Here is a 19,844-nt window from a genome sequence, read left to right on the forward strand (position 1 = left end):
AGAAAGCAAGTTTGGAAGGAGGGGCACTCATGGCAAATAATAAGCCATCACGTTCAAAAGAAAATGAAAACGAACTTACTTTAGAACAAGCAAAAGAACAATTACTTGTACTTGGTAAGAAACGCGGTGTTCTTGCTTATGAGGAAGTCGCGGAGCGTTTATCCAATTTTGAATTGGAATCAGATCAAATGGACGAGTATTATGAGTTTTTAGGAGAACAAGGTATAGAAGTTATTGGTGATTCTGAAGAGGATCCAAGTATGCAACAACTTTCAAAGGAAGAAGAGTTTGATTTAAATGATTTAAGTGTTCCACTTGGAATAAAAATTAACGATCCAGTTAGAATGTATTTAAAAGAAATTGGTCGTGTTGATCTTCTTTCGGCAGCAGAGGAAATAAGCTTAGCAAAACGTATTGAAGAAGGAGAAGAAGAAGCAAAGCGTCGGTTAGCTGAAGCCAATTTAAGGCTTGTAGTAAGTATCGCTAAGCGATATGTTGGTCGCGGTATGCTATTCTTAGATCTTATTCAAGAGGGAAATATGGGCTTAATAAAAGCTGTTGAGAAATTTGATTATCGTAAAGGTTACAAATTCAGTACCTATGCAACTTGGTGGATACGTCAAGCGATAACAAGAGCAATTGCTGATCAAGCTCGTACGATTCGTATTCCAGTGCATATGGTAGAAACGATAAATAAATTAATTCGTGTACAAAGACAACTATTACAGGACTTAGGACGAGAGCCTATGCCTGAAGAAATTGCAAAAGAAATGGAACTTACTCCTGATAAGGTTCGTGAAATTTTGAAAATTGCACAAGAACCAGTTTCTTTAGAAACACCAATCGGGGAAGAAGATGATTCCCATTTAGGTGATTTTATTGAAGATCAAGAAGCTACTTCTCCTTCAGATCACGCAGCATATGAATTATTGAAGGAACAGTTAGAGGATGTTTTGGACACATTAACAGACCGTGAAGAAAATGTACTTCGTTTGCGTTTTGGTTTAGATGACGGCCGTACTAGAACACTTGAAGAAGTAGGCAAAGTTTTTGGTGTTACAAGGGAACGTATTAGACAAATTGAGGCCAAGGCATTAAGAAAACTTCGTCATCCTAGCAGAAGTAAACGACTTAAAGATTTCCTAGAATAATTTTTTTACAGCTCAGTCATTGTACGTAAATCGCAATGACTGTGCATTTTTATATCGCTCAATGTGGGGTTGTTGCAATGTCAGATGATAGAACAAAGATTATCATCAAGGAAATCAACTATTGGAAGCAATATAAAATGTTACCAACTGAGTATTGTGACTTTTTATTAGCACTATATACAGAAGGTGAGTCAGTTTCTGAGAAGCAAGAAGATGTAATTTCGATTAAGGAAAAACTTTTTCATATCTTTGTTTATTTTTCAAATTTCTTAATACTACCACTAATCTTTCTTATAATTTATTTTACTGAATTGAAGTTTATATTGCAAATGCTTCTAGTTTTTATTTTTATGACTATATCATTATATTATTATCGATTTTTCAAAAAAAAAGCTGAACTAAACGAAGTATTTTCTTTAGTTTTATTATTACTAAATTCATTTTTAGTATCAGTTCATATAATGAAAGTATTTTTCGATTCTTTTTGGATTACCAATATTATTGTAATTGTTAATTGCCTAATCTGGATTTGGATTGGTTATAGTATCAAAATAAAGTTTATGATTATATCTGGAATTATTGGTATGCTATTATTAATAATTTATTACTTTATTTAAAATTCTTATATATTTTCCCTTTTATATAGTGCAAATTTAAAGTAAAATATAACTAGTTTTGTTATATCTACTATTTATACTTTATAGATTAGATTATTCAAAATATGTAATGGGTGCTTGAACGAAAATCCTTTTTTAGGGGGATTACATAAGGAGGACAAATTGACATGAAAAGAAATCCAGTTATTCCTTTTGCAATCATTGCCGTATTAGGAATTCTAACGATGATCGTTTTATCAATTGTAGGATTAGATCAACAGGATGATATTGCTCAAGGTGATGATGAGTCGAGTGAAGAGGAAGTACTAACTGATCCACAAGAGATTGTACAAAGTTGTATAGGGTGTCATGGTAATGATTTACAAGGTGCAAATGGGCCAAGCTTGCAACAAGTTGGTAGTAAATATTCGGCAGAAGAAATTCTTAACATAATACAAAATGGTAAAGGTACAATGCCTCCAGGAGTTGTTGAAGGAGAAGAAGCTGAGATTTTATCAGAGTGGTTAGCAACAGAAAAAAAATAATGACTTTTGAAAGCTTTCTGAGATAAAATTCAGAAAGCTTTTCATTTATATAGAAGCAACATAAAGTATATAATAATTTATGAAAAAACTATTAAGACTTATGCTCTTTATGAAGGGAACAAGTAGAGAGTATTTAAATGTTTAATATTCAGTTGAATTTTGGAGGGCATCATCCCATGAATAAAAAGAACATATCTGAACGCTTACAATTGGTAGCCTCTTTTTTACCTAAAAGAGCTTTCTTTGCTGACATAGGATCAGATCATGCTTATTTGCCATGCTTTGTATGTATAAATGATAAATATGCAAAAGCAATTGCAGGTGAGATTAATGAAGGACCGTATCAAAGTGCAAAAAGAACAGTAGAGGAATTAAAATTACAGGAGCAAATAGAGGTTAGAAAAGGTAATGGTTTGGCTGTTATTAAGGAAACAGAAGTAAGTCACGTAGTTATTGCGGGCATGGGTGGGAGTTTAATATCGACCATTTTAGCCGAAGGGAAAGCTAACCTTAAAAAAGTAGAACGCATTATTGCTCAACCAAATGTAGATGCTGATACTGTTAGAAAATGGTTTTTTAACAATAACTACCATTTAGTTGATGAAAAAATTATCAAAGAGGATGGACGTATCTATGAAGTTTTAGTCGGTATAAGGGGGAATGCTGGTGAAAGTCCTTATACAAAAGAAAATCTAGATAGGGAACTCCTATTTGGACCCTTCCTATTACGTGAAAAAACAGAACCATTTAAAGAAAAATGGAGAAGTGAGTTAGAAAAAAAACTCCTTGCTCTCGAACAAATTAAAAAAGCAAAAATACTTGATGAAAATAAAATCAATCAATTCAAATCCGAAATAGCTGCTATCGAGGAGGTTTTATAGTATGAGCAAATCAATTCTTGCTAATGATCTAATTAGAAAGTTTGAACAGTGGGCACCAAAAAAATTAGCCTATAATTGGGATAACGTTGGTTTACAAGTTGGAACATTAAATAAACAAATAAGCAAAATTATGATTACATTAGATGTGTTAGAAAACGTTGTGGATGAAGCTATTGATAAAAGTATTGATTTGATAATAGCTCATCACCCATTATTATTTAACTCTATTAAAAAAATTGATATTGATAGCCCTTCAGGTAGAATTATTAATAAATTGATTAAGCACGATATTACTGTTTACGCAGCACACACAAACTTGGACATTGTTGATGGTGGGGTAAGTGACATGCTTGCTGATCAACTAGATATAAAAATTACAAATGTTTTACTTCCTTCAGATACAGATCAATTACAAAAGCTAATCGTTTATGTTCCGGAAAGTCATGCCGACTTTTTAATCGAAGCAATGGGTGCTGCTGGTGCTGGTTATATTGGTAATTATAGTCATTGTAGTTTTAAAACGACAGGAACAGGAGCGTTTAAACCAATGCAAGGAACCAATCCGTACATAGGAACAGAAGGTCAAACACAAGAAGTCCAAGAAGTGAAAATAGAAACAATAATTAAAAAATCTCAAATACCTGTACTAATTCCTCTTGTAGAAAAGGTGCATCCGTATGAAGAAGTTGCCTATGATTTAATTCCATTAGAGAATAAAGGAAGCGAGATAGGTGCGGGAAGGGTTGGAGATTTACAAGAAAGCATGACACTAAATGCTTTTTGTGAGTTTATAAAAGAAAGATTCGATGTACCGGTCCTTCGCGTTACAGGAGATTTAGAAGCTCATGTAAAGAAGGTAGCAATATTAGGTGGCAGTGGTAAAGGTTTTATTAGTGAAGCAAAACAACTAGGTGCAGATGTTTATGTGACAGGTGACATGACCTTCCATGAAGCGCAAGATGCAATGGGATTAGGGTTAAATGTTGTTGATCCTGGACACCATGTAGAGAAAGTGATGAAACAGGTTGTAAAAGCCTTTCTAGATAAACAAATTGTAGAAATGGATGCAGATGTAGAAGTAATTACTTCTACATCAAATACAGAACCATTTCAATTTTTATAGAATTATTTATAGTCATAAAAAGATGAGCTTGGTAGATACCAAACTCATCTTTCTTAAAAGCTAAGTAAGTATAAAAATTTGGAGATGTCTAGCTTCAGCGCCTAATCCGCCTGAGGTCTTAAGTAAAACATCTTTGTGATAAAGAGCCTAACATAGCTGTTCGTTTTAAGCTTGTCGGGATTAAGAAGGCGCCCTACTTTTCTTATTTTTTAGCTTTTATTTTAGGTAAGATTTTGTGTTTTTCTACCTTAGATTTTAAATCCCACGATAATTTACTATCCGTTTCATATCCCTCAATAAATCTAATTACCTCTTTTGTTATAGGCGTTGGTGTTGAAGCGCCAGCTGTAATAGCAACTTTGCTAACACCTTCTAACCACTCAAGTTTTATTTCTGATACATCAGCAATACGATAAGCTGTTGTTCCGGCATGTTCCTCGGATACTTGAGCTAATCGGTTAGAGTTATTACTCCTAGGATCACCAACTACTAGAGTTAAATCAGCATCTTTTGCCTGTTCTGAAACAGCCTCTTGTCGCACTTGAGTAGCCATACAAATTTCCTGAATTAATTCAGTTTGTGGATATTTTTCCTTTACACTTTGCATGACGTCATAAACGTCCCATTGACTCATGGTAGTTTGATTTGTAACAATGATTTTTTCAGATGTTAAATCAAGTTTATTTACATCTTCCTCGGTTTCAATTAGGTGGACATGACCAGGAGCTACACCAACTGCACCTTCAGGTTCAGGATGGCCCTTTTTTCCAATATAAACAACTTCATATTTTTCGGCTACCTTATCTCGAATAAGGTCATGTGTTCGAGTTACATCTGGACATGTCGCGTCTAGCACAGTTAAACCTTTGCCCTCCGCGCGTTTTTTGACTTCAGGTGACACACCATGAGCTGTAAAAATCACAGTCCCCTCATCAATACCTTCTAGTAATTCCGCTCGGTTTTTACCGTCCAACGTGATAACACCTTCATTTTCAAAAGCTTCCGTAACGTGTGCATTATGAACAATCATTCCGAGAATATATATAGGACGGGGTAGATTTGGATCTCTTACTGCATTTTGGGCAATCACCATTGCATCTACTACTCCGTAACAATAACCACGTGGAGCGATTTTGATTACTTCCATTCTTACTCCCCCTCTTTTAGTTATAATTTTTTAGCTTTTAGGGCATTAGTTTTATTATAAAGGTAAAACTAAAAGTTGACAAAGATAATCTAATTAAATATTGATAATTCTAGTCAAATTCAATAATACTTTAGAATGTAAATTATAAATCAGTGTGCAATTTTGTATTATCTAACCTATAATAGGAAAGGTAGTAACCAATGATTTGAAATAAAAGGAGTATTTTCATGAATAACCATCAATTTAAACAGTATTCTCTTCAACCAATTGTAAATGAAGTGATTGATAAATTAGGCTTTAATGAGCCAACACCAATCCAACAGAAAGTAATTCCTGCATTATTAAGAGGGGAAAGTGTTATTGGCCAGTCTCATACCGGTTCTGGTAAAACACATGCATTTTTATTGCCGCTAATCAGTCAATTAGATGAAGATAAGAAAGAAGTTCAATTTGTAATTACTTCTCCTACTCGAGAGTTAGCAACCCAAATATATGATGAAGTTAAGAAAATAATTACTTATGCTCAGAAAGAAAATCAGTGGACAGCAAAATTATTCATTGGTGGTACCGATAAGAAAAGAACGATTGAAAAGCTAAAGGATCAGCCTCAGATTGTTGTCGGAACCCCAGGAAGAATCTTTGACCTTATTGAAGAAGGGGCGTTAGACATTTATTCTGCCAAATCTTTTGTAATAGACGAAGCAGATTTAATGTTAGATTTAGGTTTTATTAAAGAAGTTGACCAAATATTGGTCCGCGCAAATGCTGATATACAACTTATGGTGTTTTCTGCAACAATACCGGAACGCTTACAACCATTTTTGAAAAAATATTTACAAAATCCTTCCTATTTTAATATGGAGGATCGCTTATCACCTGAAACGATGGAACATCGATTAGTACCACTTCGGCATGGACAAGTTTCCGAGTTAATTTATAAAATTTCAAAAACTATCCAGCCATATCTTGCAATCATATTTACAAATGGAAAAGAATTGGCAAATGATTTAGCTAAAGAATTAACGGAAAAAGGCTTGGAAGTAGGTTTAATTCATGGTGGTTTAACGCCTAGAGAAAGAAAAAGAGTATTAAAAGATATTCAAGGATTACGTTACCAATATATTGTGGCAACAGATCTCGCTGCCCGAGGAATAGATATTAAGGGTGTTAGTCATGTAATTAATGCTCAGATGCCTAAGGAAGAAGAATTCTATATTCACCGTGTTGGTAGAACTGCACGTGCAGGTTTAGAGGGTACAGCAATTAATATTTATACGGATAATGATATACAATTGGTGCAAAAGTTAGAAAAGAAAGGACTAACTTTTGAAAGTTACGATATAGTAAATGGTGAATGGAAAGAAACAAAAGCTTGGAATGAGCGCGCGAAGCGGAAGCAACAATCAAATGAACTAGATAAGCAAGCGTGGAGAAAAGTGAAAAAACCTAAAAAGGTTAAACCAGGTTACAAAAAGAAGATGAAATATCAACAAGAAAGAGCTAAAAATAAATTAAACAGAAACAATAGATCCAAAAAATAATATTTTGTGATAAAATCACTTTTAAAAGTTAGTAGATTATAAATACAAAGAGAGAGGTGCAAGTGTTGAAAATAGGATCACATGTGTCGATGAGTGGGAAAAAAATGTTGTTAGGATCAAGTGAAGAAGCAGCATCATATGGTGCTACAACGTTTATGATATACACAGGAGCGCCACAAAATACCAGAAGACGTCCAATAGAAGAATTAAATATTGAAGCTGGTACTGAACATATGAGAGCGAATAATATGCTTGATATTGTTGTACATGCTCCATATATAATTAACTTGGGAAATACAACTAAAAAAGAGACATTTGAATTAGGAGTCAATTTTTTACGCAATGAAATAGAGCGTACAGAAGCACTTGGCGCAAAACAAATTGTTCTTCATCCAGGCGCACATGTTGGTGAAGGTGCTGATAAAGGAATCGCAAAAATTACAGAAGGTTTGAATGAAGTGCTTTATTCTGGGCAAGATGTTCAAATTGCTTTAGAAACGATGGCTGGTAAAGGCACTGAAATAGGAAGGTCATTCGAGGAATTAGCAAGAATTATTGAAGGTGTTAAATATAATGAAAAACTTTCAATATGTTTAGACACATGTCATATTCATGATGCAGGATATGATCTTGTTAACGATTTTGATGGTGTATTAGAAGAATTCGATCGTGTGATTGGAATTGACAGATTAAAGGTTATTCATGTAAATGATAGTAAAAATGAACGAGGTGCTGGAAAGGATAGGCATGAAAATATTGGGTTTGGTCATATCGGTTATGATGCGTTACGCTATGTTGTACACCATCCCCAATTAAAAGATTTACCTAAGATTTTGGAAACGCCATATGTAGGTGAAGATAAGAAAAATAAAAAACCTCCATACAAATTTGAAATTGAGATGTTAAAAGAAACTGAATTTATTTCAAATCTTAAAGATAAAATTTCAGCCCAATAAAAATAGACTCATGAGCATTATTCTGCTTATGAGTTTTTTTGTTCGCCCAGCATGGGCGAACTCTAACGGGTGAAAGTCCCAAGTACGACCTAGTAGCGGTAAGTACATAGCTGAAAGCAAGGGTGTCCATGGTGACGTGGAATCTGAAGGAAGCTCGATGCAAACCTCTGGTCTGACGAACAGAAACCATATAGGAGGCAACGTATGAGGATAAGACTGCAAAAGAAGTTAAAGTCCTATAGCTACTTTATCATACGGTGTATATGTGGCAGATAGATGGAGGGAAAGAGTTCGCACCTTAACTGGGGAGGTCTCACTGGTCTGTGACAAAATCTTGTAGTGATACAAGACTGGATAGTGAGAAGTCAGCCGAAGCCGTAGTAGTGAAGATATCTCATGAAAGTGAGAAGGAGCAAAGGGCTGAACAATTTTATCGTTATAGAAAATCCAATTGGGAGAGGAAAAAGACCACTGGCATAAACGCGGAAAAGTGGATACCTACCTACGAGAAGGAAAGGAAATAACAAACATGTACGAAAGAAAACTAATCGACAAAATACTGGACAATGATAATCTTAACCAAGCATTCAAACAAGTGAAAAGAAATAAGGGTGCTGCCGGATTCGATGGAATGAGTATAGAAGATTTAGATGGACATCTATTGAAAAACAAGGATGAAATTATCCGTCAAATCCGACAAAGAAAATACCAACCTCAGCCGGTTTTAAGGGTGGAAATTCCTAAACCAAACGGCGGAACGCGACTTCTGGGAATCCCTACTGTAACGGATAGGTTAATTCAACAAGCGATTACCCAAGTTCTTACCCCTATGTTTGATAACCAATTCAGTGAAAACAGTTATGGATTCCGACCAAGGCGATATGCGGAAATGGCAATTCTGAAGGCACTTGATTTTATGAATGATGGTTACGATTGGATTGTGGATATTGACCTGGAACGTTTCTTTGATACGGTACATCACGATAGGCTTATGAACCTAGTATCAAGAACCGTGAATGATGGTGATGTCATCTCCCTCATTCGGAAGTTCTTAGAGAGTGGCGTACAGATTGATGAGGAATTTAAAGAAACAGTGATAGGTACGCCGCAAGGTGGGAACTTATCGCCGCTTCTTAGTAATATCATGCTTAACGAACTAGACAAGGAATTAGAGTCTCGTGGGCTTCACTTCGTAAGGTATGCAGATGATTGTATCATCATGGTTAAAAGTGAAATGTCAGCGAAACGAGTAATGAGGTCAGCCACAAAATTCATTGAAGAAAAACTAGGATTGATTGTCAATGCCAAGAAATCAAAAGTGATAAGACCCAATGACCCGGATATGAAATTTCTAGGGTTTGGCTTCTTTAAAGATTATCAAGCTGAACTATATAAAGCGAAACCGCACCAAAAATCAGTTGAAAATTTCAAGTATAAACTGAAACAACTGTCTAGAAAGAACTGGGGAGTTGATACGAAGTATCAAGTGGAGCGAATTAACCAGTTAATAAGAGGCTGGGTCAACTACTTCAGGATTGGCGATATGAAAACACTGCTTGGAAAAATAGACTCCCATACAAGATTTCGATTGAGAATGTGCGTTTGGAAAAAGTGGAAAACAGCTAAGAATCGTCGAAAGAATCTAATCAAACTGGGAATGAATAAATCCAATGCCTACAAATATAGTCACACAAGTAAAGGGGCTGCTCGCACGGCATACTCGTGGGTACTTACCACGACAATAACAAACAAGAGATTAGCCAAATTCGGGCTAATCTCTTGTAAACAACATTACAGTAAAGTACATGTTTAGTATAAAGTTGAACCGCCGTATACGGATCCGTACGTACGGTGGTGTGAGAGGTCGGATAATCAACTAATGATTATCCTCCTACTCGATGTTTCTTTTGTAAGTGTTGTTGATTTTTAATCGCACTTGATAGAAAGTTTGCACTAACTCTAACGTGATATATTTTCTTTTCAAGAGTTAGGCACTGCGGAAGTTCACTACGCTTTTCACGGGCTTGCACTGAGCCTCCTCAATCGCAAGAACGCTTCCTTGAAAAAGAACAACGCTTTTTCTGCGTGTACGGGAACAGCAAATGTTTTAGATGGATGTGGCAAGTAATCGCAGTCCCACTAGCTGAAGGTCCACTCAGAAGCGACCTTTCCTGAGTTAGCTGAAGCCGCGCCCGAGGAAAGCGAAGTATTCTGACAAAACGGAATACCACTTAAGCATGATTACATTGTAAAATAACTTTTGCGAAATTTTAAATAGTTAGTGCAAACTTTATATACATTTAGTCAGACACAGACATTTATTTAAACCAAGACTCAACACCATATTCTTTTATTAGCTTACTGAATAGGCGCTGTGTTTTTTGTGCGGTTTTAATATCTGTTAATTGTGCTAGTTTCTTAAACATTTGTAGTCGGTCTTTTTCTTCAAAAGGATCCAGCTGTGTTTTACCTAGATACGAAGTAATCTGCTGCGCTTGCTTTTTAGTAAGTGGAATCTCATATTGTTTACTATAATTAAGTAACTCATCCACACTAATCTTTTTTAATTTTTTTACAGCCATCTGTTGCATAAAGCTATTCATATTTAGCCAAACTCCTTATTTGTTTTTAAATTATACATATTAGGGTACATAGTGAGTAAACGAGAATTAAAAGTTGTTAATAGTGATATATTCTATGCATGAACAAAAGGAATGTTGACATTTTGGAGGAGTGTTTCATTTGCAATAATTTCTTTAGTTGGTTAGTATGTTTTGCTGAAGGTCGCATAGACATATGTAGTGCTTTTCAAAATAAGGAGTGGGTAATATGATTAGTATTCTAAAAAAAGGTACCATTGCTTTTTTATTAGTAAGTACAATTTATTTATATTATTGGTTTGATGAACATCAAACTGAAATAACGTCGTTAGAAAAGGAAAACAACCAATTAGAATCCGAAAACACACAGTTACTAGCACAAGCAACTTATATGGATTCTAAATCGGAGAATGATAATGAACAGTTAGAAAATGGCTATGACGTATGGCCAAAATTAGAAGAAACAGCTAACGGTATGGTGGAGGAAAGTGATGGAGCATTTAAAAAATCCTGGGCGCTATATCTTGTTAAAGAATCACAAAATTATGATATAGATCCGTTTATTGTTTATGAGTTACTAAAGGTTGAAACCGGGGCTAAATTTGATCCGGAATTAGTTGGACCTGAAACAGCATACGGACAAGCATATGGGATGGCTCAATTCATGAAAAACACCGCCCCTTGGATTGCAGATATGGCGGATCTTCCATATGAGGATGAATTATTGTTTGATCCGTATTATTCCATTCAGTTATCTCTTGTCTATTTAGATTTCTTGCATAACCAATATGATAATTGGGATGAGGCTCTAACAGCTTATCATCGAGGCATGCAAGGAATGGAGCAATATAAAGAGGATAATGGGCATGCTAAAAGTAATTATGCAATACGAATACAGACAAATGCGGAAGACCATCAGACTATTGCTCTTGCGAAATAGAAAGAATTTAAGGATTACAGGATTCATTACTGTAATCCTTTTTTATAAAATAGGAGATGTGTAGCCAACGCTTACCATGCCCGAGGTCTTAAACTTGTCGAGGGTAAGCAAAGCGCTTTTTCTTTTTACTAAGTTGCTTTTAAGTTAGTGCTAGTTCTTTTTAGAAAAAATATTTCCTTATTTAGTGAAAAGTTCCTCGTAATAAATTCGAGTAAGTCCATAGACTATAAAGGCACCTCGAGATAAGAAAGTGAGGGTTTATAAATGGACGAATCGAATCGTAACCGAGAGAACGAGGAAGTCGAACAAGCCCCGAAATTTGGGGAAGAAGAGCCTGATGTCATTAGTGCAAGGCAACAAGGGGCACAAGACCGCCCTCCTGTTGTAGAAGACGAAGAGCTTTATTCCCTAGACGAAGCATATAAGAGGGATGAGGAAATAGCGCAAGAGTTAACCGCAAATGAGTTTAACCGACCAATAAAATCAGCAGAAAAAGAAACGGAAATGAAATCGGAAGTAAAAACCGGTTTTGGATGGCTTGCTTTAGTTTTAGCAGCATTGTCATTTTTTGTGATGCCTATTGTATTAGGAGCTGCTGGGATTATTTTTGGTTTTATTGCAAAAGGTCGAGGTGCAGATACGCTGGGTAACACAGCTATTATTGCGGGTGCTATTTCAATAGTTATTACACTATTTATTGCTCCCTTCGTATAATGAAAAAAGCTGGCTCATATGAGCCAGCTTTTTTATAATTGTTCTTCTTTTTCTAATGCTTGCTTTGCCAAAAACTCTTCAGCAATTTTATCTACTTCTTTTTTTAATTCTTCTACCATGATATCTTCTGGCACTTTTCTAATTATCTCACCGTGTCGGAATAGTAAACCTTCACCTCGTGCACCCGCGATGCCAATATCAGCTTCTCTTGCTTCACCAGGTCCATTTACAGCACAACCTAGTACTGCAACTTTTATTGGAGCTTTTATCGTTGAGATATAATCTTCAACTTCGTTAGCAATCTTTATAAGATCAATTTCAATCCGACCACATGTTGGACAAGAAATTAATGTTGCGGCATTGGATGCTAAACCAAATGTTTTCAACAATTCTCTTGCAACTTTCACCTCTTCCACAGGGTCTGCACTTAAAGAAATACGCATCGTGTTTCCGATGCCTTTACTCAATATTGCGCCCATTCCAGCAGCACTCTTTATACTTCCAGCAAATTGGGTGCCTGATTCTGTAATGCCAAGATGTAATGGATAATCGATAACAGCAGCAGCTTTTTCATAAGCTTCAATTGCCAGATGAACATCAGAAGCCTTAAGAGAGACGATAATATCATAGAAGTCCAAATCTTCAAGTATTTTAATATGGTGAAGAGCACTTTCAATCATTCCATCTGAAGTTGGATAACCATATTTCTCTATAATATGTCTTTCCAATGATCCAGCATTTACGCCAATTCTAATTGGTATCCCTTTTTCTTTAGCGGCATTGACTACAGCTTCCACTTTATCTCTCTTACCTATATTACCAGGGTTGATTCTAATTTTATCAGCGCCGCCTTCAATAGCTTTAAGCGCTAATTTATAATTGAAATGTATGTCAACTACCAAAGGAATATTAATTTGTTTTTTAATTTCTGCAATAGCATCTGCTGCTCTCTCATCAGGACAGGCCACACGAACTATTTGACAACCTGCTTCCTCAAGTCTGAGTATTTCCTTAACGGTTGCTTCTACATCATGTGTCTTTGTTGTAGTCATGGACTGAATAATAACTTCATTTTTGCCACCGACCATAACGTTCCCAACTTTAACTGGGCGTGTATTTTTTCTGTGAGTTAAAGTCATAAATTTAAATCGCTCCTTTATTTGATTGCGTCGCGAATAGTATTGATAAGTATCATTGTCCATTATAATGGCATTACGCCAAAATGAGAAGTAGCAAACGCATAAAAATATATTAATTATTGTATATTGGGAACAGATAAGTTGTATTTGTTTCAATTTCATGGGGACTAATACCGGGATTTAATTGTTCAAAGTCAGTTATAATCTGTTCCATTTGTATTGAATCTTTCTCATTGTTTAATGATTCTACAATAGATAAGACTGTATCTCCTGGCATAGCTGTATAACTTTTAACTTTAAATCTAACTGTTTCATCTGGCTGGTTGTTATCATTTGATTTTACTTCCTCTGGTTTGGATTCTTTCTCCACGACCTCCTTAATTTCACTTTCTTCATGGTTGTTCGTATCTTGAATAATTGTCCCAACAGTTAGATCTTTAAATATACTTATTATTAGAAATAACATAGTTAATGTAAGGCATGTTTTTTTAAAAAATCCCATAAATATTTGCCTCCTTGTCTATACATACTTATTCTACATTTTTATTAAAATCCTTTTTTGAAACTTATATTGTTTTTAGTCGTATTTATATTATAGTGGAAGTAAGAGGAGTGATATGGATGGAGTCTATTTCAGCAGATTGGTTAAGTTTTGTAATCGTTGGATTAGGAACATTATTTTTAATTGGTGAATTATTAGTAAATATGAAGGGTTTCTTTGGTTTACTAGGTCTCGGGTTTATAACCGTTTATTTTTTATCTTATTTAGACCCAGGAATGTTTTTTGTCATGTTAGCTATCTACTTTTTAGGTTTAATATTAATTGTTATAGATGGTAAAATATTAAATGATGGTTCGCTTGCCACAATTGGAGCTGTCTGCATGATTATATCTGTAGGTTTAAGTTCCCCAAATTGGACGGCTGGTCTATATGCAGTAATAGGTGTAGTAATAGGTGGTGCTAGTTCTTTATTGTTTCTAAAAGTTTTTAAAAGAAGAAATATGTGGTCAAAGTTAACATTAATGGACCAATTAACAAGTGATAAAGGATATAATACAATGAATAATTCCTATACTACTCTTATAAATAAAGAGGGTATAACGGTTACTGACATGAGACCAGTTGGCACGATTAGAATTGATGAAGTAGATTATAGTGCTATTACAAACGGGCAGTGGATTGAGCATGGGACAATAATTAAAGTGGAGCATGTAGATGGAACAAGAATTCTTGTATCAAAACTGAAATCTGATGCAAAATAGAAATAAGTTAAAAAGTATTCTGTTAAAACGGAATACTTTTTTTGTTGAAGTTGGATCTTTTTAGATGGCGAATTTATAATTAAATATATAGAAAGTTTGTGAATAATTTTAAAAATATATTGTCATGATTAAAATTCAGAAGAATATGTCGTATTTTGGCGATTTTGTTAAAACAATTGTAAATTTAGTGTAAAGAAACGACGAAATTTCTTTACAAAATCTATACGAATAATTAATAATGTAAAAGGTGCTTATTATATAACTAATTTTTAAGGATGAAGGGATGAAAGTCCAGTGGATATCGATGTGCAAACGCTGATTTTTGAATTTGTTGGTGGACTAGGTATTTTCCTATTAGGATTAAAGTTCATGGGTGATGGTCTTCAAAAATCTGCTGGGGACAGACTAAGAGACATATTAGATCGATTTACAAGTAACCCTCTGATGGGTGTATTAGCCGGAATTATTGTAACTATATTAATTCAGAGTAGTTCAGGTACCACTGTACTTACAGTTGGATTGGTAAATGCCGGATTTATGACATTGAGGCAATCTATAGGTGTCATCATGGGAGCAAATATTGGTACTACTGTTACTGCTTTTATTATTGGTGTCGACCTAGGCGCTTATTCATTGCCTATTATGGCTGTGGGAGCATTTATGCTATTTTTCTTTAAAGCTAATAAAATTTCATTTTTAGGTCAAACAATCTTTGGTTTTGGGTCCTTATTTTATGGTTTAGAACTAATGAGTGGCGGAATGAAACCTTTACGTGATGTACAAGCGTTTCAAGATTTAACTGTAAGTATGAGTGATAACCCAATTCTCGGTGTAGTAATTGGTACATTATTTACATTTATTGTTCAAAGTTCTAGTGCAACAATTGGAATTCTACAAGGTTTATATGATCAAGGTGCTATTGAGTTATCCGCTGCGTTACCAGTGTTATTTGGTGACAATATCGGTACCACAGTCACAGCTATTTTAGCTTCTATCGGTGCTAGTATCGCTGCTAAACGTGCAGCTTTTACACATGTAATATTTAACCTAATAGGGACAGCGATATTTTTAATTGGATTAAAGTATTACACAATGTTTGTTGAACTTTTGAAAGTTGAGTTTAATTTAAATCCGGAAATGACGATTGCTTTTGCTCATGGTTCTTTTAATATTGCAAATACATTGATTCAGTTTCCTTTCATCGCAGCGTTGGCAATTTTAGTAACAAAATTAATTCCAGGTGAAGATGTCATCGTAGAATACAAACCTAAGCACTTAGATCCAATATTTATTCAACAATCACCTTCTGTAGCGCTAGATCAAGCGAAAGAAGAAGTAATTCGTATGGGTGAATACGCGTTTAAAGGTCTAGAAGAAGCAAAGAATTATTTAAATACTCATCATCAAAAACACGCAGACATGGCGATACAAATTGAAGGTGCTCTAAATAATCTTGATAGAGAAATTACAAATTATTTGGTAAGTCTATCTGGAACATCATTTTCTGAGTCTGATAGTACTAAACATTCCGCTTTACTTGACTCAGTTAGAGATATAGAAAGAATTGGTGACCATTTTGAAAATATTATTGAACTGGTTCAATATAAAATTTCAAATAAAGTAGTTATTACAGAACAAGCACAAGAAGATTTAAATGAGATGATTGATTTAACGCTTATTACTGTGAAGCAAGCTATTGAGTCATTGGGAGAAATGGATCGAGAGGCAGCGCTTGAAGTTGTTCAAAAAGAAAATCGGATTGATGATATGGAGCGAGCATTTCGTAAAAAGCATATTATAAGACTTAATGAAGGTGCATGTTCAGGAACAGCGGGCATTGTTTTTGTAGACATTCTTAGTAATTTAGAAAGAATAGGTGACCACGCTGTTAACATTGCAGAAGAAGTTCTAGGTGAAAAAGGCTAAAAGCCTATTTTAAAAGCTAAGAAAGTATAAAAAATTCTAGAGATGTCTAGCTTCAGCGCCTAACCCGCCTGAGGTCTTAAAACGAACATCTTTGTGGTAAAGAGCACCACATAGATATTCGTCTTAAGTTTGTCGGTGTTTAGCAAGGCGCCCCTAGCTTTTCTTATAATAGGGCATCATAATATTAATGGATGCCCTATTATTTTATCTAGTTATCTAATGAAATAAAATAAATAAAAAAAAAGTCTTGAATCGTTTCTCAGGACGTGCTATATTATTTTTGTTGCCAATTTTTAAAGTTTTAAAAAAGTTGTTGACACATTTCGAAAAAGATGTTATATTATATATCGTCGCTTGATTGAAAGAAAAAATAAATCAACAGACAACATAACTAATAAGTTAGTAGTACATTATTATTCCACAGTAGCTCAGTGGTAGAGCTATCGGCTGTTAACCGATCGGTCGTAGGTTCGAATCCTACCTGTGGAGCCAATTTGGCGGTGTAGCTCAGCTGGCGAGAGCGTACGGTTCATACCCGTGAGGTCGGGGGTTCGATCCCCTCCGCCGCTACCAAATTTTAAAATTGTATTATGGCGGTTGTGGCGAAGGGGTTAACGCACCGGATTGTGGTTCCGGCACTCATGGGTTCGATTCCCATCAGCCGCCCCATAAAGAATTTAAACAAGGACCCTTAGCTCAGTTGGTTAGAGCTATCGGCTCATAACCGATCGGTCGCAGGTTCGAGTCCTGCAGGGTCCACCATTTAATGAATTATACTTACTATAACCTATTGTTTAGCAAGTATAAGTATATCAATAGTGAAAAGTTTAAATAATTCGGAGGAGTACCCAAGTCCGGCTGAAGGGATCGGTCTTGAAAACCGACAGGGGCTTCACGGCCCGCGGGGGTTCGAATCCCTCCTCCTCCGCCATTAACATTATTGAGTTACATAGTTTGATTTTCAAATAAAATGGCTCGGTAGCTCAGTCGGTAGAGCAACGGACTGAAAATCCGTGTGTCGGCGGTTCGATTCCGTCCCGAGCCACCATTTTTAACAAGCGAATAGTAGCTTGTTTTTTTTGTTTTTTAAAATATGTAAATCAACTTTCCGATAGATAATAAGATAAAAGAGATTTGGGAAAATAATGCATAACAGTTGCATGATATCTGATGCTTTGATAATCTTGCTTTGAAAGGGAAAAACGTAACATTTTGTGAACGTTTCTCTTACATACTATAAAAGGAGGAATTAAAATGGCTAAATTTGAACTACCAGAATTACCTTATGCATATGATGCGCTTGAGCCTCATATTGACAAAGAAACAATGAATATTCACCACACGAAACACCATAACACTTATGTTACTAAATTAAATGGTGCGTTAGAAGGGCACTCTGATTTAGAAAATAAATCATTAGATGAACTTTTATCTGATCTAAACAGTATTCCAGAGTCAATTCGTACAGCGGTTCGAAACAACGGTGGTGGACATGCTAATCACAGTCTTTTCTGGACTTTACTTTCACCTAATGGTGGGGGAGAACCTACAGGAGAGTTAGCTAGTAAAATTAATGATAAATTTGGTAGCTTTGACAAATTCAAAGAAGAATTTGCTGCTGCAGGTGCTGGCCGTTTTGGTTCTGGTTGGGCATGGTTGATTGTTAATAATGGTGAACTTGAGATTATAAGCACACCGAACCAAGATACACCTGTTATGGAAGGAAAAGCACCAATCTTAGGACTAGATGTCTGGGAACATGCTTATTACCTTAAATATCAAAACAAACGTCCAGATTACATTGCTGCATTTTGGAATGTAGTTAATTGGGATGAAGTTTCAAAATTATATGAAGCTGCAAAATAAATATAGTTAACAATAAAAATAACCTTTAGCTTATAAGCTAAAGGTTATTTTTATTGTTAGACAATTTTAATATAAGAAAAATAAAAAAACATATATCTTGTATCCGCTCTTCTTCTGTATATCTCTTTGTTATTTGAAAATAATAAAAGCAGATATGTAAAGGAGACAGGAGCTATATGAAAAAAAGCTTAAACATGCTAGGAGATATTGAAATAGATCGTGACTTAAAACTTCTATTAACAATCGGGGGACTGTATGCACTAGCTACTTTTCTCTCCAATACATTTGTTAACATATATTTATGGAAGCAATCTGGTGACTATGTCAATATTGCTATGTATAATATTGCAGTTTATATCATGCAACCTCTAACTTTTATATTAGCAGGTAGATGGGCAAAAAAAGTCGATAGGGTAATCGTTTTGCGGCTTGGGGTAACTTTTTTATCTTTATTTTTCATGACTGTTTTAGTAGTAGGGGAAAGTGCAGCAAAATACAACGTACTACTAGGTGCATTACTTGGTATTGGCTATGGCTTTTATTGGTTAGCTTTTAACGTGCTTACTTTTGAAGTAACTGAACCAGAGACACGTGACTTCTTTAATGGATTTCTCGGTCTAATGCAATCTTTCGGGGGTATGATTGGACCAATTCTTGCAGGTTATATAATTTCTAGATTAGATAACTTTCAAGGGTACACCATTATATTTACCATTTCATTTATTCTCTTTGCTTTTGCTGTTGGTTGTACGATGTTTTTAAACAGAAGGTCCGCTAAAGGCAATTTTTCCTTTCGTCGTATTATTAGAGAAAGGAATAATAACAAAGATTGGAAAAGAATTCTTTACGCACATATTTTCCAAGGTTTAAGAGAAGGTACGTTTGTTTTTGTTATATCTGTATGGGTTTTTATTGCAACACAAAGTGAATTAGCTCTAGGTACGTTTAATTTAGTTTTCTCGGGATTCTCGTTTGTTTTTTACTTTTTTGCAACAAAGTTTATAAAACCACGAATGCGAAAGTGGGCGATCTTTGTTGGTGGCCTTTCTCTTTATCTGGCTGTATTTCTAATCTTAATTCATACAAGTTTTACAACCTTACTTATATATGGTGCAATAATAGGATTGTCTTACCCTATTTTTACAGTTCCTTATATTTCAATGACATTTGATGTGATTGGAAAAGCATGGAAAGCAGCGGAAATGAGAATAGAATATATCGTTGTTAGAGAACTATTTGTTAATTTAGGAAGAGTTATGTCAATAGGGATTTTTTTAATTGCAGTAAATGTATTTCCAGCAGAAAAGATAATCCCATATCTCTTGATGATTTTAGGTGTAGGACACTTTGTTATTTACTTTTTCATAAAAGATATTACGTTCCATGGAGTAGTTGAAAAGGAAAAAGTTCCTTTAAAAAGGGAAATAGCAGATCAAGAAAATAGATGAAAATAATG

20 protein-coding genes and 6 tRNA genes are annotated in these 19,844 nt (G+C 35.0%); 21 read left to right on the plus strand and 5 right to left on the minus strand.

Translation table 11 applies throughout. The features are described 5' to 3' along the window. Positions 1 to 29: 29 nt before the first annotated feature. From rpoD to QQS35_RS13810, 5 genes are all read left to right on the plus strand, one after another. Complete coding sequence (rpoD, locus tag QQS35_RS13790) at positions 30 to 1,151, plus strand: RNA polymerase sigma factor RpoD (protein ID WP_285932800.1); 1,122 nt, start codon at positions 30 to 32, stop codon at positions 1,149 to 1,151. A gap of 77 nt (positions 1,152 to 1,228) precedes the next feature. Next, positions 1,229 to 1,768 (plus strand): hypothetical protein, encoded by a 540-nt coding sequence (locus QQS35_RS13795; protein ID WP_285932801.1) that lies wholly within the window; start codon positions 1,229 to 1,231, stop codon positions 1,766 to 1,768. 167 nt (positions 1,769 to 1,935) lie between these two features. After that, the gene (cccA, locus tag QQS35_RS13800) at positions 1,936 to 2,292 is read left to right on the plus strand and encodes a cytochrome c550 (RefSeq protein ID WP_285932802.1); all 357 of its coding nucleotides are present in this window, start codon (positions 1,936 to 1,938) and stop codon (positions 2,290 to 2,292) included. Between the two features lie 176 nt (positions 2,293 to 2,468). Beyond that, on the plus strand, positions 2,469 to 3,173 hold the full coding sequence (locus tag QQS35_RS13805; protein ID WP_285932803.1) for a tRNA (adenine(22)-N(1))-methyltransferase: 705 nt from the start codon (positions 2,469 to 2,471) through the stop codon (positions 3,171 to 3,173). A 1-nt stretch (position 3,174) separates the two neighbouring features. Then, positions 3,175 to 4,296: a Nif3-like dinuclear metal center hexameric protein gene (locus QQS35_RS13810; protein WP_285932804.1), complete on the plus strand. Its 1,122-nt coding sequence runs from the start codon at positions 3,175 to 3,177 to the stop codon at positions 4,294 to 4,296. Positions 4,297 to 4,498: 202 nt separating this feature from the next. Here QQS35_RS13810 and QQS35_RS13815 read toward each other — a convergent pair whose 3' ends face one another. Next, complete coding sequence (locus QQS35_RS13815; RefSeq protein WP_285932805.1) at positions 4,499 to 5,443, minus strand: 4-hydroxy-3-methylbut-2-enyl diphosphate reductase; 945 nt, start codon at positions 5,441 to 5,443, stop codon at positions 4,499 to 4,501. Positions 5,444 to 5,670: 227 nt separating this feature from the next. Here QQS35_RS13815 and QQS35_RS13820 point away from each other — a divergent pair, with 227 nt between their 5' ends. The 4 genes from QQS35_RS13820 to ltrA all read left to right on the plus strand — a co-directional run bounded on the left by QQS35_RS13820 (position 5,671) and on the right by ltrA (position 9,753). Continuing rightward, the gene (locus QQS35_RS13820; protein ID WP_285932806.1) at positions 5,671 to 6,984 is read left to right on the plus strand and encodes a DEAD/DEAH box helicase; all 1,314 of its coding nucleotides are present in this window, start codon (positions 5,671 to 5,673) and stop codon (positions 6,982 to 6,984) included. A 62-nt stretch (positions 6,985 to 7,046) separates the two neighbouring features. Then, on the plus strand, positions 7,047 to 7,940 hold the full coding sequence (locus QQS35_RS13825) for a deoxyribonuclease IV (protein ID WP_285932807.1): 894 nt from the start codon (positions 7,047 to 7,049) through the stop codon (positions 7,938 to 7,940). Between the two features lie 323 nt (positions 7,941 to 8,263). Then, the gene (locus QQS35_RS13830) at positions 8,264 to 8,464 is read left to right on the plus strand and encodes a hypothetical protein (protein WP_285932808.1); all 201 of its coding nucleotides are present in this window, start codon (positions 8,264 to 8,266) and stop codon (positions 8,462 to 8,464) included. A 5-nt stretch (positions 8,465 to 8,469) separates the two neighbouring features. Then, positions 8,470 to 9,753 (plus strand): group II intron reverse transcriptase/maturase, encoded by a 1,284-nt coding sequence (gene ltrA, locus QQS35_RS13835; protein WP_285932809.1) that lies wholly within the window; start codon positions 8,470 to 8,472, stop codon positions 9,751 to 9,753. Between the two features lie 70 nt (positions 9,754 to 9,823). On the opposite strand, the gene QQS35_RS13840 is transcribed toward ltrA, so the two are convergent. Together QQS35_RS13840 and QQS35_RS13845 are read right to left on the minus strand one after the other, a co-directional pair. Then, positions 9,824 to 9,970 (minus strand): hypothetical protein, encoded by a 147-nt coding sequence (locus tag QQS35_RS13840; RefSeq protein ID WP_285932810.1) that lies wholly within the window; start codon positions 9,968 to 9,970, stop codon positions 9,824 to 9,826. Between the two features lie 288 nt (positions 9,971 to 10,258). Continuing rightward, entirely contained in the window at positions 10,259 to 10,543 is a 285-nt protein-coding gene (locus QQS35_RS13845) for a DUF2624 family protein (protein ID WP_285932811.1), read from the minus strand. A gap of 226 nt (positions 10,544 to 10,769) precedes the next feature. On the opposite strand from QQS35_RS13845, the gene QQS35_RS13850 reads away from it, so the two are divergent. Both QQS35_RS13850 and QQS35_RS13855 read left to right on the plus strand, forming a co-directional pair. Next, complete coding sequence (locus QQS35_RS13850; RefSeq protein ID WP_285932812.1) at positions 10,770 to 11,480, plus strand: transglycosylase SLT domain-containing protein; 711 nt, start codon at positions 10,770 to 10,772, stop codon at positions 11,478 to 11,480. Positions 11,481 to 11,744: 264 nt separating this feature from the next. Further along, positions 11,745 to 12,194: a DUF4190 domain-containing protein gene (locus tag QQS35_RS13855; protein WP_285932813.1), complete on the plus strand. Its 450-nt coding sequence runs from the start codon at positions 11,745 to 11,747 to the stop codon at positions 12,192 to 12,194. Positions 12,195 to 12,226: 32 nt separating this feature from the next. Here QQS35_RS13855 and ispG read toward each other — a convergent pair whose 3' ends face one another. After that, complete coding sequence (ispG, locus tag QQS35_RS13860) at positions 12,227 to 13,333, minus strand: flavodoxin-dependent (E)-4-hydroxy-3-methylbut-2-enyl-diphosphate synthase (protein ID WP_285932814.1); 1,107 nt, start codon at positions 13,331 to 13,333, stop codon at positions 12,227 to 12,229. Between the two features lie 112 nt (positions 13,334 to 13,445). Beyond that, positions 13,446 to 13,835, minus strand: coding sequence for a hypothetical protein (locus tag QQS35_RS13865; protein ID WP_285932815.1), 390 nt, complete (start codon positions 13,833 to 13,835; stop codon positions 13,446 to 13,448). Between the two features lie 119 nt (positions 13,836 to 13,954). On the opposite strand from QQS35_RS13865, the gene QQS35_RS13870 reads away from it, so the two are divergent. The 10 genes from QQS35_RS13870 to QQS35_RS13915 all read left to right on the plus strand — a co-directional run bounded on the left by QQS35_RS13870 (position 13,955) and on the right by QQS35_RS13915 (position 19,836). Then, positions 13,955 to 14,596 carry an NfeD family protein gene (locus QQS35_RS13870; RefSeq protein WP_285932816.1) on the plus strand — a complete coding sequence of 214 codons (642 nt, stop codon included), beginning with the start codon at positions 13,955 to 13,957 and terminating at the stop codon, positions 14,594 to 14,596. Positions 14,597 to 14,890: 294 nt separating this feature from the next. Beyond that, positions 14,891 to 16,522, plus strand: coding sequence for a Na/Pi cotransporter family protein (locus QQS35_RS13875; protein ID WP_285932817.1), 1,632 nt, complete (start codon positions 14,891 to 14,893; stop codon positions 16,520 to 16,522). Positions 16,523 to 16,939: 417 nt separating this feature from the next. Next, a tRNA-Asn gene (locus QQS35_RS13880) sits at positions 16,940 to 17,014 on the plus strand. A 4-nt stretch (positions 17,015 to 17,018) separates the two neighbouring features. Further along, positions 17,019 to 17,095: transfer RNA gene (locus QQS35_RS13885), tRNA-Met, on the plus strand. Positions 17,096 to 17,115: 20 nt separating this feature from the next. Next, positions 17,116 to 17,191 (plus strand) — tRNA-His (locus tag QQS35_RS13890). A gap of 16 nt (positions 17,192 to 17,207) precedes the next feature. After that, positions 17,208 to 17,284 (plus strand) — tRNA-Ile (locus QQS35_RS13895). Between the two features lie 76 nt (positions 17,285 to 17,360). Further along, a tRNA-Ser gene (locus QQS35_RS13900) sits at positions 17,361 to 17,453 on the plus strand. A 41-nt stretch (positions 17,454 to 17,494) separates the two neighbouring features. Continuing rightward, positions 17,495 to 17,570 (plus strand) — tRNA-Phe (locus tag QQS35_RS13905). A 206-nt stretch (positions 17,571 to 17,776) separates the two neighbouring features. Then, the gene (sodA, locus tag QQS35_RS13910) at positions 17,777 to 18,388 is read left to right on the plus strand and encodes a superoxide dismutase SodA (RefSeq protein WP_285932818.1); all 612 of its coding nucleotides are present in this window, start codon (positions 17,777 to 17,779) and stop codon (positions 18,386 to 18,388) included. Positions 18,389 to 18,564: 176 nt separating this feature from the next. Beyond that, positions 18,565 to 19,836, plus strand: coding sequence for an MFS transporter (locus QQS35_RS13915; protein ID WP_285932819.1), 1,272 nt, complete (start codon positions 18,565 to 18,567; stop codon positions 19,834 to 19,836). The last annotated feature ends 8 nt before the right edge of the window (positions 19,837 to 19,844 follow it).

The organism is Aquibacillus rhizosphaerae (assembly GCF_030282825.1).
GTDB lineage: Bacteria > Bacillota > Bacilli > Bacillales > Amphibacillaceae > Aquibacillus_C > Aquibacillus_C rhizosphaerae.